This is a genomic window from Ancylobacter sp. GW821-FHT10E12 (assembly GCF_058809335.1).
Genome location: NZ_JBXASN010000006.1, coordinates 44,901 through 58,787, shown reverse-complemented (window position 1 = coordinate 58,787; position 13,887 = coordinate 44,901). Strand labels below are relative to the sequence as shown.

Sequence of the window (13,887 nt, the reverse complement as noted above, 5' to 3'; positions counted from 1 at the left end):
CACGGGACTTTCCAGACAGTCTCTCAGCTCGCCGTGCTTTGAAGTAATCACTCTACTTCTTCGAAAGCATCGTGCCGTTTGTGCCGAATGAACGGGAGTATCATCAGCCCAAGGAACAAGACGGCCAGCAGTAGGAGGCCGAGGCTGATCGGCCGCGTCACGAACACGAATGGATCTCCGTAGGAAATCTGCAGGGCGCGTTTGAAGTTTTGCTCGATGATCGGCGACAGCACGAAGGCAAGAAGGAGTGGTGCTGGTTCGCATTTCCATTTGATGAAGAGATAGCTCACAAAGCCGAATACAAGCATGACGATGACGTCCATGCCGCTGTTGTTGACCGTATAGGCGCCAATACACATGAAGGCGAGGATCATAGGATAGAACAGATGGTAGGGTATCTTCAGGAGTTTCACCCAGATGCCGACCAAGGGCAGGTTGATGACCAGAAGCATCACGTTGCCGATCAGCATTGACGCGATCAGACCCCAGAACAGATCCGGCCGCTCGGTCATCACGTTCGGGCCCGGAGTGATGCCCTGGATCATCATCGCCCCGGCCAGCAGCGCGATGACCGCATTGGACGGAATGCCGAGGGTCAGAAGCGGAATGAACGAGGTCTGCGCTCCGGCATTGTTCGCCGCCTCGGGCGCGGCCACGCCCTCGACCGCCCCGTTTCCGAACCGCGACGGATCCGACGAGATCTTCTTTTCGAGCGCATAGGCGGCGAAGGACGAAAGCATCGCGCCGCCGCCGGGAAGCAGACCGAGAACCGAGCCGAGGCCCGTGCCCCGCAGCGCCGCAGGCCAGCAGCGCCGGACGTCGTCCAGGGACGGCCAGAGGTGTTGAATCTTGCCCTTTACCACAATGTGGCGGTCCTTGTGCTCCAGATTGGCGATAATCTCACCGATGCCAAACAGCCCCATGGCGACGGGAACGATGCCGACCCCATCGGCCAATTGCGGGATGCCGAGCGTCATCCGGAAAGCGCCCGTCTCAATATCGACGCCGACGGTACCGAGGAGGAGGCCGAGGACGAGCATGCCGAGCGCGCTGAGAATGGAGCCGCGCGCCAGAACGACCGCCACGATCAGCCCCAGAAGCATGAGCGATACATACTCGGCAGGACCGAAGAGCAGCGCTACCTTGGCGAGCGGCGGCGCGAAGAGCGCAATGAAGAACGTGGCGACGATGCCCGCGAAGACCGAGGAAAGTGCAGCGATTGCGAGCGCGGGACCTGCTCGGCCTTGACGCGCCATCTGATGACCATCGAGACAGGTCACGATGGAGGCGGCCTCGCCGGGCATGTTGACGAGAATGGAGGTCGTCGAGCCCCCGTACTGCGCGCCATAGTAGATGCCCGCGAGCATGATAATGGCGGCCTCCGGCGTCAGATAGTAGCTGATGGGCAGGAGCATCGCCATCGCGTTCAGCGGCCCGAGACCCGGCAGGACGCCAATCATCGTTCCAAGCAGAGCCCCCACCAAACAGAACAGCAGATTCGTGGGAGCGGCCGCCACGGACAGCCCGTGCGCGAGACCCGCCAAGCCGGCAATTATATCCATTGTCAGAATCCCCACCCGGACTGCGGCCACATTTGTATGGAAAGACCTAGCAGCCTCATGAAAACCACGTCCGCAAACACCACCGAGCCGACCGCCACCGCCAGGGCCTCGCGGAACTTCGTCCCGCGATGTGCGGCGCAGGAAATCAGCACCAGCCCGGTCAGGGCGATCGCCAGGCCCAACGGTTCGACCGTCAGTCCGAAGAAGGCGATGGACGCCAGGACCAGCAACGGCCGCAGATGCCACCGCTCCGGTTCCTCGCCTTCTTTCGTGAAGCCTTCAGCGATCAGGAGCGCCCCGAACATGAACTGAACGGCTGCCAGCATATTTGGTATGAACCCAGGCCCTATTCCTACGTCGGTTATGTTGCTTAGGGGATAGGCGAGATAGAAGGCAAAAGCTGACACTGCTATCAAGAACAGCCCAGTAAATAATTGGTTCGTGTCTTTTATTCTATACATCAACCCTAACCTCCCTGTGGCTTTATTTGTTTTCTTTCCCGCGGCGGAACGACGACGCGCTGTCGTTCGGCGTGACCTTCTAGGTTTCCCGCTCCCTGCGCACCTGCGCCTTGAGGGGCTCGCCGATGAGCGGCCCCGCGTCCGACGTCAGCTTCGCGCATCCTAGAACTACTTGATCGCTTCGGGGCCTACGAAGACAGCGCGCAATTCCGCGACCAGCCGATTCGCGATCGGCTGCGGCAGGCCCGCGGGTGCTTCGACGCCGAACCAGACGTCATGGCTGGCATTCTTGTAGCTGAGCTGCAAATCCCGGTAGAGCGAATGGCCCGGCGGCCGACGCGCCCGGCTGGCTCCTACCGCGACCGCCTGCCCCAGGCGCGGCGACAGATACTCCGCGGTGATCCGGGCGGGAACGTCCGTGGCGCCGACAGCGTTGAACGCCACGACGATCTTTGCTGATTTTTCAGTGAGATAGTCCCGTGCCTTCGCGGATATCGCCGCGAGCAGAAACGCGCAAACCCCGGCCGGCACCCTGATCATAAGTCTTCCTCCTCAACGGTTTGAATCGCCGCCTTGCCCTGATGTTAGCAACGAGCGCGCCAAACCCGTGATCGCGGCACTTGCACGGCGTTGAAGGAACTCCGCAGTGATCCGGGCCGGGCCAAGATCATTCCGCTGGTGTTCGCCGCCGCCATGATCTTGACGGGCGGCTGGTTGGATATTCCGGCTTGCGAGGGCGCCTCCCAGAATTCCTCGGGTTGCCAAGGCGCCATCTCCGTGGCGCGCCTTTCCCCAGCATTCGGTTTCGCTCCCATCAATCCTGGTGCCGGAGGTCCGTGAGACGCAAAGTTGGACCTCCAGTCAGCGCGCGCACCCCGCGCTGGCAAGCTCCTTGCTGCCCCCGTCCTTGTGAAGAACAACGGAGGAGCGTCTGTGTCTCTCAGGAACCGCGCAGTGATCGTAGGGGTGGGCGAAAGCGACATCGGTCGCTTGCCCCATATGACCGGCCTCGGCCTCAACGCTCAGGCAGCGCGGCGCGCGCTCGCGGATGCGGGACTGCGCCATACGGAGGTGGACGGCCTCCTCACCGCTTATTCGTTCACGGAGCCCTACTTCATGCTCGGCTCCGTACTCGCCGAGTATCTCGGCATCCAACCCAGGTTCGGCGGTTCAATTGTCGTCGGCGGAGCTTCTCCGACCGTGATGCTCCATCACGCCGCGCAGGCGGTGAGCAGCGGCGCTGCGAATGTCGTGCTGGTCTGCGCCGGCGAAAACCGCGCCACCGGCATGTCGCGCGACGACGCGGTTTCGGCGCTCGCGGCCGTGGGACACCCCTATTTCGAGGCACCCTACGGCGTCGGCATTCCCACGCTCTACGCCCTGGTAGCGAACGCATACATGCACAAGTACGGAACGCGCCGGGAGGAAATGGCCGCGGTAGCGGTGAACACGCGCGCGCACGCCCGCATGCATCCGACCGCGCAGATGCGCGACCAGCCGCTCAGCATCGAGGATGTTCTCGACTCGAAACCGATCTCGGATCCGCTCAACATGTACGACTGCTGCCTGATCTCGGATGCTGGCGGGGCGTTCGTCGTCACCACGCCGGAGCGGGCCCAAGATCTTCCAGGCAAGTCTGTCCATCTCGCGGGCATCGGCGAAGCGCATACGCACGAGCATCTGCTCTCGGCGCCGAGCCTGACCGAGTTCGGCGCCGAACACTCAAGCCGAGCCGCCTATAATATGGCCGGGCTCGGTCCGACCGACATCGATGTCGCAATGCTCTACGACTGCTTCAGCATCGTGCCGATCATCGAGATCGAGGAACTCGGCCTCGTGGAACGCGGCGCTGGCGGCGCATTCTTCGCCGAGGGCAGGGCGCGGGTCGGGAAACAACTGCCGGTGAACACCCATGGCGGCATGCTGAGCCACGCCCATGCAGGGGCCGTCGGCGGGCTCATGGCTATCGTGGAAGCCGTCCGGCAACTGCGTGGGGAGGCGTGCGCCCGGCAGGTCGTCGGCGCCCGGACGGCGATCGTGCATGGCGAAGGGGGCATCCTGTCGTCTCACTGCACGGCCATCCTCACGGCCGAGCGCCGCTGAAATATATCTCTGACCAGGGAGCCAAAAATGGGTTGGGAGCCGAGAGGTAAATTCTTCGATGATTTTTCCGTCGGTCAAGTCATCGAAACGCCGAGACGAACCATCACGAGCACGGACATCGTAAACTTCGCCTGCCTTTCGGGCGACTTCAACGGCGTGCATACCGACTTCGAGTATTGCAAGACAACCATGTTCGGCGAACCAGTCGCCCATGCACCGCTGATCTACGCGGTTGCTGCGGGGTTGCAGTATGCCAGCGGCGTGAACGAAGGTACGTTGCTGGCCGTCATCGGAATCGACGAGTGGCGGATGATGAAGCCCGTCAAGCATGGCGACACAATCCACATGCGTTCAACGGTCCTCAGCAAGAAGGAGACATCGAAGCTCGATCGCGGTGCCGTCTCGTTCCGGCGCGAATTCGTCAACCAGAGGGACGAAGTCGCTCAGAGCATGATCGCCACATTCCTCTACCGGCGGAGGCCCGTCGCATGAAGATCCTCGTGCCCGTGAAGCGGGTGGTCGATTACAACGTCAAGGTGCGCGTGAAGACGGACGGCTCCGGCGTTGACCTTACCAACGTGAAGATGAGCATGAATCCCTTCGACGAGATCGCTGTCGAGGAAGCGATCCGGCTTAAGGAAAAGGGCGTCGCGACCGAGGTCGTGGTCGTCTCGATCGGCGTGGAACGGGCGCAGGAAACGCTGCGCGCCGCGCTCGCCATGGGGGCCGATCGGGCGATCCTCGTTCACGCCGGCGATGACGTAAATCAGGACATCGAACCCCTCGCGGTCGCGAAGATTCTGAAGGCGGTAATCGGGGCTGAGGCACCCATGCTCGTGATCGCCGGCAAGCAGGCGATCGACAACGATATGAATGCAACGGGCCAGATGCTCGCCGGGTTGCTCGGCTGGGGCCAGGCAACCTTCGCCTCACAGGTTAGGATCGAAGGCGAGAGCGCCACCGTCATGCGCGAGGTCGATGGTGGAAGTCAGACAATCAAGGTCGCGTTGCCGGCGATTGTCACCGTGGACCTGCGCCTGAATGAACCCCGCTACGCCTCCCTCCCGAACATCATGAAGGCGAAGAAGAAGCCGCTCGAGGAGAGGACGGCGGCCGACTACGGCGTCGATGTGACGCCTAGGCTCAGGGTCGTGAAGACGACCGAGCCCACGACGCGCAAGGCGGGGGTGAAGGTTGGCTCGGTCGACGAGCTGATCGCGAAGCTGAAGACCGAAGCGGGAGTGATCTGATGGCCGTACTGATCCTTGCAGAACACGATAATTCGCATCTGAACGAGGCGACCGGCAAGGCGGTGACAGCCGCCCGCGCAATCGGTGGCGACATCCACCTGCTTGTGGCGGGCGAGAATGCCAGCGCGGTCGCCGAGGCGAGCGCGAGGCTCGAAGGCGTCGCCAAGGTGATCCACGTGGAAGGCGCCGAATATGCGCACCGTCTCGCAGAGCCGCTGAGCGCGCTCATGCTGTCGCTCGCCGGGCCTTATGAGCATATCGCCTTTCCCGGTACGACCTCCGGCAGGAACGTGGCGCCCCGGCTCGCGGCGCTGCTCGATGTGATGGTGATCTCGGAGGTCACCGGCGTAGTCGGACCGGACGCGTTCGTGCGCCCCATCTACGCAGGCAATGCGATCCAGACTGTACAGTCGAGTGATCCGAAAAAGGTGATCACGGTACGCAGCGCGAGCTTCGCCGCTCCGGGCGCGCAGGCCGCGGCATCGATTGAGACAGCGACTGGCCCGGCCGATCCCGGCGTCTCGTCCTGGATCGAGGACAATGTGCAGCCGTCCGATAGGCCTGAGCTCGCGAGCGCGAAGATCGTGGTATCGGGCGGGCGCGGCGTCGGTTCGGAGGAGAACTTCGCGATCATCGCCGCGCTCGCCGACAAGATCGGCGCGGCTGTTGGCGCCTCGCGAGCGGCGGTCGATTCGGGATTCGCCCCGAACGATTGGCAGGTCGGCCAGACTGGCAAGGTCGTCGCGCCGGACCTCTATGTCGCGGTCGGCATCTCGGGGGCGATCCAGCATCTTGCGGGCATGAAGGACTCGAAGGTTATCGTCGCGATCAACAAGGATGACGAGGCGCCAATCTTCCAGGTGGCCGACTATGGACTGGTGGGCGATCTGTTACAGATCGTGCCAGAACTCAACAAGAAGCTTGGCTGAACATTGCATCGTCGGCTGCCGCGCCTGACGATCCTCCCGACCCCGGCCTAGGGCCGCCAAGCGCTAAGATGTCTGGAAATGTCGCTATCGAGGACACTGTCCGCAATTCGGTCACGACCTCTCGAAGGCCATTCGAGGTGAATGGAAAATTCGCCTGGGTCGCGAAGCTCCTCACTTTGTATGTCCTGGATGCCGGCTTTGCCACCGAGGCGAACTTTGCGGCCATGAACGAGCGCCGGATCAGACCGCCTGTCCATACATCACTTACAAGTCCGGCTCCACCATGGTATGGAGCAATGCTCCGGCGAAAGCCCCTTCGTGGAGCGAATCGAGACAGTGCGCAGCTTGCTTCTGCGCGACAACGCAGCCTTCACAAATCTTTTGACGGCGGACAGGCTTGTGCCGTCATTCTCATGATCGTTCTGACATCACGGACCCTTTCGAGGTCCATCACCGCGCCTATTAGATCCTGGGCGACATCTGGCGAAAGCACGCGCGCGGCATTCTGGCGGAACTTGGCCGTGAGTTCCGCCGTGGTCATGAACGTGTCCGCCTCGGGCGAACGACTGCCCTTAGGATAACGCTTCTCGGCCACGAAGCGCTGGCCGCGCGCGCGGATCTCGACCCGGGCCGGGCGGCTCGCGCCGTGAGATGTCAGAAGCTTGACGTAATCAGGGTGGACCTCGGTCGTGACTCGGTCCATGAGCGATAGGACCGATGCGCTGAAGATGAGGTCGGGGTCGATCCAGTCGCGGCCGCTGCCCGGGCGGTGGACCGCCATGGCGATGCCATGCGCCATACTGAACTGCGCGTCGTAGACATGTGCGATCTCGCGATTGAGCCAGACCGGCATCTCCGCGAAGCCCTCGACATAGACCTTGATCGCCTCGATCTCCTCGGGCCTGAGGCCGTTCTCCTCGACGATGCCTATTACGCAGTCGAAGGAGGCGTGCATGATCCGGCAATGGGCGTAGGGTTTGTAGGAGGTCAGCGACGGAAACAGCCATTCGCGGCCCAGATCCGCGGTGATGTGCTCGGGCTCCCACTTCACGGTGCCGATGAAGCGCGGATAGCCCCAGTCGCGGTCGTCGAGGATGTGGGTGTCGCCGCGATGGCCGAATTCACCCAGATGCGCCGCCGTCAGCGCCTGCTGCGCCATGACGCCTGCGGTCAGATACTTGATCGTCGAACTCGGCGCGCGCTGAAACCAGGATCCTTGCGGGTTCACAGGCGAGATGCAGCCAGCGATGCCCAGCGCCTGGGCCATAGTGTCGGATGAATAGCGCTTGAGCCTGCCGATGGCGGCGGTGCCGCCGAAGATAGCGCTGGCATATCCAAAAACCTTGGGCAGCGCCGTCTGGCCGTCCTTGGTGTCGCGCAGATTGTCCATGGCACGGCCAATCCGCAGGCTCATCTCATGCGCCAGCGCCAGCGCCTCGATGAGCCCCCGGCCGGAGCAGCCGAGAGATTCCCCCATGGCCAGCGCTCCGGGCAGGACATAGGGCGTGACATGGCCGGGCGGAACGACGCAGTCCATGTCGAGCGTGTTGATGAGCTCCGCATTGGCGAAGGCCGCGCCCGTGACCGAGGCACGATGCTTTGTCCCCATGATCGTCGCCGCATCGCTGGTACCGCCGAAGGCGAGGCCCACCCTGATGCCGATCTCGCCCTTGCTCTGCTCCGTCGCTGCCAGCGCGCAGCCGATGGAATCGAGGACAATCCGCTTCGTCTCCTCGACCACCGGCATCGGCAGGGCGGCGAACTCGGTTGCGACCGAGAACTCGGCCAGCATCTCGATGATCGTCGGCATGATTCCCTTCTCCCCATCGCAAAGCCGCGCAACTCAGACGGCAAGGAAACCGCCGTCCACGTTGATGGTCGTACCCGTCACGTAGCGCGAGAGATCGGAGGCTAGGAAGAAGGCGACATCGGCCAACTCGGACGGGTCGCCGACGCGGCCCAGCGCAATCTGGCGCATGACATAGGCTTGGTCCGTCTCCTCCCAGATCTTGTCGAAGCGTGGCCCTGTGCGGATGAACCCCGGAGCGATGGCGTTGACCCGAACGCCATCGGGGCCGAGATGCTTGGCCAGGTTGCGCGTCATGCCGATAACCGCCGCCTTGGCCGAGGTGTATTGCGGGCTAAAATGGCTCCAGCCGATCTGGCCGGCCATCGAGGCGATGTTGATCACCGCCCCGCGCGAGGCCTTCAGCGCCGGCGTGGCCGCCTTGATGCAGAGAAAGGTTCCGAGCGCGTTCTGATCCACCACCTTACGGTAGTCCTCTTCTGTCACGTCCTCTATGCGAACGGGCGTGCCGGCGCTGCCGCCGGCGTTGTTGACCAGGATGTCGAGGCGGCCGAAGCGCTCAAGCACCGCCTCCACCATGCGTGTCACCTCCGCTCCCTCGGCCACCGTACCGGCCACCGTCAGCAGACCGGCGGCTACCGATTCCAATTGCGCCTGCGCCACCCCGAGCGCGGCGGGATCGACGTCGGCCAGCGCGACACTCGCCCCCGCCTCGGCGAGGCGGCGGGCGATGCCGAAGCCGATTCCACGCGCGCCGCCGGTCACCAGCGCGACCCGGCCCTTCAATTCCTCGCCGCGCGCTCCAGAACCCAAAATACCGCTCATACCGTCCCCGCCTTCATATGTTCCGCCCGGCATCGCAACGGTCAGCCGACCCTTGCAATGCCCGCGGGGGCTGACATGCCTGCGGAGGCGGGAACGGGTCCCGTCAGGCGCATGATCGTGCTGATGTCGACCACGTTCTCAAGGTCCATCGCCGCCTCTATGATTCCGTCGATGTTGGCGGGAGGAAGCACGCCCTCGGCATTCAACCGGAACTTGGCGATCAGCTCCTCGTCGGTCATGTATGTCCCTTCCTCCGGCGAAGGGCTGCCCTTGGGATAGCGCTTCTCGCTGACGAAGTGCTGGCCGCGGGCGCGGATCTCAACCCAGGCCGGGCGGCTCGCGCCTTGCGAACTCAGCAGCTTGACGTAATCCGGGTGCACCTCGGTCGTGACCTTGTCCATGAGTGACATCACCGAGGAGCTGAAAATCAATTCTGGGTCCATCCACTCGCGCCCGTGGCGGGGACGGTGGGCCGCCATGGCGATGCCGTGCGCCATGCTGAATTGCGCGTCGTTGACATGCTCGATCTTACGATTGAGCCAGATCGGCTGCTCGGCGAAACCCTCGACATAGACCTTGATCGCCTCGATCTCCTCGGGCCTGAGGCCGTTCTCCTCGACCAGCGCCATGATGCAGTCGAAGGAAGCATGCATGATCCGGCAGTGCGCATAGGGTTTGAACGAGGTGACGGCCGGGAACAGCCAGTCGGTGCCCAGCCCCTTGGTGATGTACTCGGACTCCCATTTCGTGGTGCCAATGAAACGCGGATACCCCCAGTCGCTGTCGTCGAGGATGTGGGTGTCGCCGCGATGGCCGAATTCGCCCAGATGCGCCGCCGTCAGCGCTTGCTGCGCCATGACGCCGCCCACCAGATACTTGATCGTGGAATAGGGCTGATGCTGATACCAGCACATCTGGTAGTTCACGGGCGAGATACAGCCGGCGATGCCGAGCGCCTGGGCCAGCGTGTCGCTCGAATAGCCCTTGAGCTTGCCGATGGCGGCGGTGCCGCCGAAGATCGTGCTGGCATAGCCGAACACCTTGGGCGGCGCGCTCTTGCCGTCCTTCGTATCCCGAAGGTTATCCATGGCCTTTCCGAGCCGGTGGGACATTTCGTGTGAAACGGCCACTGCTTCGATCAGGGACTTGCCCGATGAACCGAGCGACTCGCCGACGGCCAGGGCCGCCGGCAGGACGTAGGGCGTGACATGCCCGGGCGGCACGACACAGTCCATATCCAATGCATTGATCAGTTCGCCGTTGGCGAAGGCGGCGGCAAGCACCGACACACGGTCGCCCGTGCCCATGATGGTCGCCGTGTCGTCCGTCCCGCCGATGGTCCGGCCATACTCGATGCCGACCCGGCCTTTCGTCTGTTCGGTCGCCGCCACGGCGCAGCCGATTGAATCGAGCAACACGCGCTTGGCCTCCCTCGTAACGGACACCGGCAGCGACGCAAAACGGCTCTTGACAGTAAATTCCGCGAGCTGGTCAATGATTGTTTTCGGCATTTGAGTTCTCCTTATGCCGCAGACAGACTGCATGATCTATTGAATAGAAATTTTTTCACGCTGGGCTACAGCTTTCCAGTTCGTGTACTGCTGAAGAGCCCATTCTCTGAAGGCGTGTCCGGCTAACGGGTTTTCTTCAGGCGCCAGTTTGGTCGCTTCTTTGTACTTGGCGATCGCGGCCGGATCCTTCAGCAAGGCACTAATTTCCGCGATAAGCCGATCGGCGATAGGTTTGGGTAGATCAGGAGGGCCCACCAAAGCGAACCAGGTTTCATGGGTCGAGTTCTTGTAACCCAGCTCTTCGAAGGTGGGCAGGTCCGGGTAGAGCGGATGGCGATGCGGGCCGGCTGGTCCGAGAACCTTCAGCGCTTCCGGAAACGGCGGCACCGCGCCGATGGCGAAGTCGATGTTACCGGCCAGCAGATCGGTATAGACGGGAGCGATGCCCGTATAGGGAACGTGGACGCCCTTCACTCCGGCAGCGGTCATGAAAAGCGCTGTGCCCATGTGGTTGAGTTGACCGATCCCGGGCGTTCCGTATCTGACCCTGCCCGGATTGGCTTTCATATATTCGACCAGTTCCGGCACCGTAGAGAACTGCGATTGCGGTCCGACGACGAGCAGCGTGGGTGTGGCGAAAGCTCGGACCAGATAGGTGAAGTCACCGGTTTGGAATCTCGGATTCTGGCGGATCGCGGGCAATATCGTCACCTCCGGCGCGGTCATGTAAAGCGTGTAGCCATCGGGCTTTGCTTGCGCCACATATTCGGCCGCGATCCCGCCCGCCGCGCCCGGCCTGTTCTCGACGACAACCGCCTGCCCCAGCCGGCGCTGGAGATATTCCGCCGTGACCCGGGCCAGAACGTCGGTCGTGCCACCGGCATTGTAGCCGACAACGATCTTGATCGGATGTTTCGTGGGATAGTCATCTTGCGCAGCAGCAGGCAATGCGCCGAACACGAATACTGTAGCAGCTATTATAGCCTTTAGCATCGTTTCCTCCCATGAAGCTAAGCAACTGGTGCCATGGCTATGTGCGAGGGAGCGCAAAACCTGTGCCAGAGAGGTGTCGCCAGGTCGCGCCGCAGAGATCATCGCGAAGGGGCGATCCGCGAAAGCGCCCCGTCTGTTTCATTGAGCAACAGGCGCTACCTTCGCGATGCGCGGCCCCAGCCTTATCTAAGTACCTTTTCGGTCACGATCCGCACGGCGGGGCCGCGCCGGGGCGCCCGCCTCTTGGCCGCTTCCCGGTCGGCCATGCATCGCCGAAGACGGGAAATGATCCGCCCGCCGAGCCGATGGCATATGGTTTGCGGCCTCCTGAACTAGGGTGGATTCGCTTGAACCCGCGACAACTGCGGCCGCGAAAAGACGACACGGAGGGTGCGTTGAGATATCAAACCACGGATGCGACGGGCGGCGCCCTGATGCTCGTCATCGGTTTGCTTGCCTGCCTTTACACGACCCGGAGCTTGCAGATTGGAACAGCGCTGCGGATGGGACCCGGCTATTTCCCGCTGTTGCTGGGCGTACTGCTCGCCGGTCTTGGGATCGCGATCATCATCGCCGGCCTGAAGCATCCGCAACCGGCAGCCGAAGGGCCCGTTCCGTGGAAGGCGGTCATTCTCATCGGTCTCGCCCCGGCCGTCTTCGCGCTTACAGTCGCTCCGATGGGGCTCGTCGTGTCCGCGGCGCTGACATGTCTCGTTTCGTGCCTTGCCGGGTTCAGGATAGGCATCCTGCGAACGCTGTGCCTGACGACCGCGCTGACCGGCTTCTGCATCCTGATCTTCTCCTTCGGACTGGGCGTGTCGATGCCACTCGTCGGCCCATGGCTCCGAACGGGCATCGACGGGAGCGGGATGTAGCCCATGGACTTGCTGGCAAACCTTGGCCTCGGCTTCGCGACGGCCATGCTTCCACTCAACCTTCTCTATTGCTTCGCAGGCGCCCTCGCCGGCACGCTCGTCGGCATCCTGCCGGGTGTCGGCCCGACTGCGGCGATCGCGATGCTGCTGCCCGCGACGTTCTCGCTGCCCCCCGAGGGGGCGATTATCATGCTGGCGGGCATCTACTACGGTGCGCAGTACGGCGGATCGACCACGGCCATTTTGCTGAATGTTCCGGGTGAATCATCGGCGGCGGTGACGGCGATCGATGGCCACCGCATGGCGCGCGACGGACGGGCCGGAGCGGCGCTGGCCATCGCGGCCATCGGTTCCTTCGTGGCCGGCACCGTGGCTACACTTGTCGTCGCGGCGCTTGCGGCACCGTTGACCAGCCTGGCGCTGCTGTTCGGGCCCTGGGAGTATTTCTCACTTCTGGTCGTCGGACTGATCGCCGCCGTGGTGCTGGCGCACGGCTCCGTCCTGAAAGCCATCGCAATGGTTGTCCTGGGCCTTCTGCTGGGTCTCGCCGGAACGGACGTCTACACGGGAGCGGGGCGGTTCACCTTCGGGATTGCGGAATTCTCGGAAGGGCTGGATTTCGTGGCGGTCTCGGTCGGGATCTTCGGTATCACGGAAATTCTCCGTAACCTCCAGGACCATAGACAGCGCGAAACGAAGGCGGCTCCGATTTCGAGCCTGATACCCTCGCGGGAGGAGGCGCGCGCATCCGTCTTTCCCATTCTGCGCGGCACCGCGATCGGATCGATCCTGGGCATCCTGCCCGGTGGCGGGGCGCTGCTTTCTTCCTTTGCCTCCTATGCCATGGAAAAGAAGGTGTCGCGGACGCCCAAACGTTTCGGCAATGGTGCGATCGAAGGTGTGGCGGGCCCGGAAGCGGCGAACAATGCCGGCGCCCAGACCTCTTTCATTCCGATGCTGACATTGGGCATCCCGTCAAATCCGGTGATGGCTCTGATGATTGGTGCGATGATCATGCAGGGCATCGTGCCCGGCCCGTCTGTCATGGAAAGCCGGCCGAACCTGTTCTGGGGGATCATCGCGTCCATGTGGGTCGGCAACGTGATGCTCATCCTCCTCAACCTTCCCCTTGTCGGTCTTTGGGTCAGACTTCTGCAAATTCCCTACTACGTCATTTTCCCGGGAATCATCCTCTTCTCATCGATCGGCATCTATTCCATCGACCAGAACCCTTACGACATCCTGTCGATCTCCGCGTTCGGGCTGATCGGTTACCTGCTCTACAGGCTGGGCTTCGAACCGGCGCCGCTCATCCTCGGCTTCATTCTGGGGCCGATGCTCGAAGAGAACCTGCGCCGCGCTATGATGATCGCGCAAGGGGATGTGACGGAGTTTGCGACGCGACCGGTCAGCGCGGGCCTGCTGCTCGCCGCCGCATTACTGCTGGTTCTTCTGGCCAATCCGAAAGTTGCTCGCAAACGCGAGATCGTGTTCTCGGAAGACTGATCCGTTTCTGGCAGGAACGCCGTCTCGATCTGGGAACCGTCGTCTCTGACCGAGGAAGGAAAAAA

At 62.7% G+C, this 13,887-nt stretch carries 13 protein-coding genes; 6 read left to right on the top strand and 7 right to left on the bottom strand.

Going from position 1 to position 13,887, the window contains the following annotated elements; all coding sequences use genetic code 11:
- Positions 1 to 47: 47 nt before the first annotated feature.
- The 3 genes from AC1RU4_RS09535 to AC1RU4_RS09525 all read right to left on the bottom strand — a co-directional run bounded on the left by AC1RU4_RS09535 (position 48) and on the right by AC1RU4_RS09525 (position 2,563).
- Positions 48 to 1,562 (bottom strand): tripartite tricarboxylate transporter permease, encoded by a 1,515-nt coding sequence (locus AC1RU4_RS09535; RefSeq protein ID WP_492890835.1) that lies wholly within the window; start codon positions 1,560 to 1,562, stop codon positions 48 to 50.
- 2 nt (positions 1,563 to 1,564) lie between these two features.
- Positions 1,565 to 2,023, bottom strand: a complete 459-nt coding sequence (locus AC1RU4_RS09530) for a tripartite tricarboxylate transporter TctB family protein (protein WP_492890834.1) — start codon at positions 2,021 to 2,023, stop codon at positions 1,565 to 1,567.
- A gap of 168 nt (positions 2,024 to 2,191) precedes the next feature.
- Positions 2,192 to 2,563 carry a hypothetical protein gene (locus tag AC1RU4_RS09525; protein WP_492890833.1) on the bottom strand — a complete coding sequence of 124 codons (372 nt, stop codon included), beginning with the start codon at positions 2,561 to 2,563 and terminating at the stop codon, positions 2,192 to 2,194.
- Between the two features lie 426 nt (positions 2,564 to 2,989).
- Between AC1RU4_RS09525 and AC1RU4_RS09520 the strand changes: the two genes are divergently transcribed.
- The 4 genes from AC1RU4_RS09520 to AC1RU4_RS09505 are packed head-to-tail and all read left to right on the top strand — an operon-like array spanning position 2,990 to position 6,305.
- Positions 2,990 to 4,126 carry a thiolase C-terminal domain-containing protein gene (locus AC1RU4_RS09520; RefSeq protein WP_492890832.1) on the top strand — a complete coding sequence of 379 codons (1,137 nt, stop codon included), beginning with the start codon at positions 2,990 to 2,992 and terminating at the stop codon, positions 4,124 to 4,126.
- 27 nt (positions 4,127 to 4,153) lie between these two features.
- Complete coding sequence (locus AC1RU4_RS09515) at positions 4,154 to 4,618, top strand: MaoC/PaaZ C-terminal domain-containing protein (protein ID WP_492890831.1); 465 nt, start codon at positions 4,154 to 4,156, stop codon at positions 4,616 to 4,618.
- Positions 4,615 to 5,376 (top strand): electron transfer flavoprotein subunit beta/FixA family protein, encoded by a 762-nt coding sequence (locus tag AC1RU4_RS09510; protein WP_492890830.1) that lies wholly within the window; start codon positions 4,615 to 4,617, stop codon positions 5,374 to 5,376. The genes AC1RU4_RS09515 and AC1RU4_RS09510 overlap by 4 nt, the downstream gene beginning before the upstream one ends.
- A complete protein-coding gene (locus AC1RU4_RS09505) occupies positions 5,376 to 6,305 on the top strand; it encodes an electron transfer flavoprotein subunit alpha/FixB family protein (protein WP_492890829.1) in 930 nt (309 codons plus the stop codon). The genes AC1RU4_RS09510 and AC1RU4_RS09505 overlap by 1 nt, the downstream gene beginning before the upstream one ends.
- Before the next feature lie 370 nt (positions 6,306 to 6,675).
- On the opposite strand, the gene AC1RU4_RS09500 is transcribed toward AC1RU4_RS09505, so the two are convergent.
- Genes AC1RU4_RS09500 through AC1RU4_RS09485 form a run of 4 tightly spaced genes read right to left on the bottom strand, consistent with a single transcriptional unit; the run spans position 6,676 to position 11,441 of the window.
- Positions 6,676 to 8,115 (bottom strand): MmgE/PrpD family protein, encoded by a 1,440-nt coding sequence (locus AC1RU4_RS09500; RefSeq protein ID WP_492890828.1) that lies wholly within the window; start codon positions 8,113 to 8,115, stop codon positions 6,676 to 6,678.
- A 33-nt stretch (positions 8,116 to 8,148) separates the two neighbouring features.
- Entirely contained in the window at positions 8,149 to 8,937 is a 789-nt protein-coding gene (locus AC1RU4_RS09495) for an SDR family NAD(P)-dependent oxidoreductase (protein ID WP_492890827.1), read from the bottom strand.
- 41 nt (positions 8,938 to 8,978) lie between these two features.
- Entirely contained in the window at positions 8,979 to 10,448 is a 1,470-nt protein-coding gene (locus AC1RU4_RS09490; RefSeq protein WP_492890826.1) for an MmgE/PrpD family protein, read from the bottom strand.
- A gap of 36 nt (positions 10,449 to 10,484) precedes the next feature.
- On the bottom strand, positions 10,485 to 11,441 hold the full coding sequence (locus AC1RU4_RS09485; protein WP_492890825.1) for a Bug family tripartite tricarboxylate transporter substrate binding protein: 957 nt from the start codon (positions 11,439 to 11,441) through the stop codon (positions 10,485 to 10,487).
- A gap of 395 nt (positions 11,442 to 11,836) precedes the next feature.
- Here AC1RU4_RS09485 and AC1RU4_RS09480 point away from each other — a divergent pair, with 395 nt between their 5' ends.
- Together AC1RU4_RS09480 and AC1RU4_RS09475 are read left to right on the top strand one after the other, a co-directional pair.
- Positions 11,837 to 12,316: a tripartite tricarboxylate transporter TctB family protein gene (locus AC1RU4_RS09480; protein WP_492890824.1), complete on the top strand. Its 480-nt coding sequence runs from the start codon at positions 11,837 to 11,839 to the stop codon at positions 12,314 to 12,316.
- Positions 12,317 to 12,319: 3 nt separating this feature from the next.
- A complete protein-coding gene (locus AC1RU4_RS09475) occupies positions 12,320 to 13,822 on the top strand; it encodes a tripartite tricarboxylate transporter permease (protein ID WP_492890823.1) in 1,503 nt (500 codons plus the stop codon).
- Positions 13,823 to 13,887: the final 65 nt, after the last annotated feature.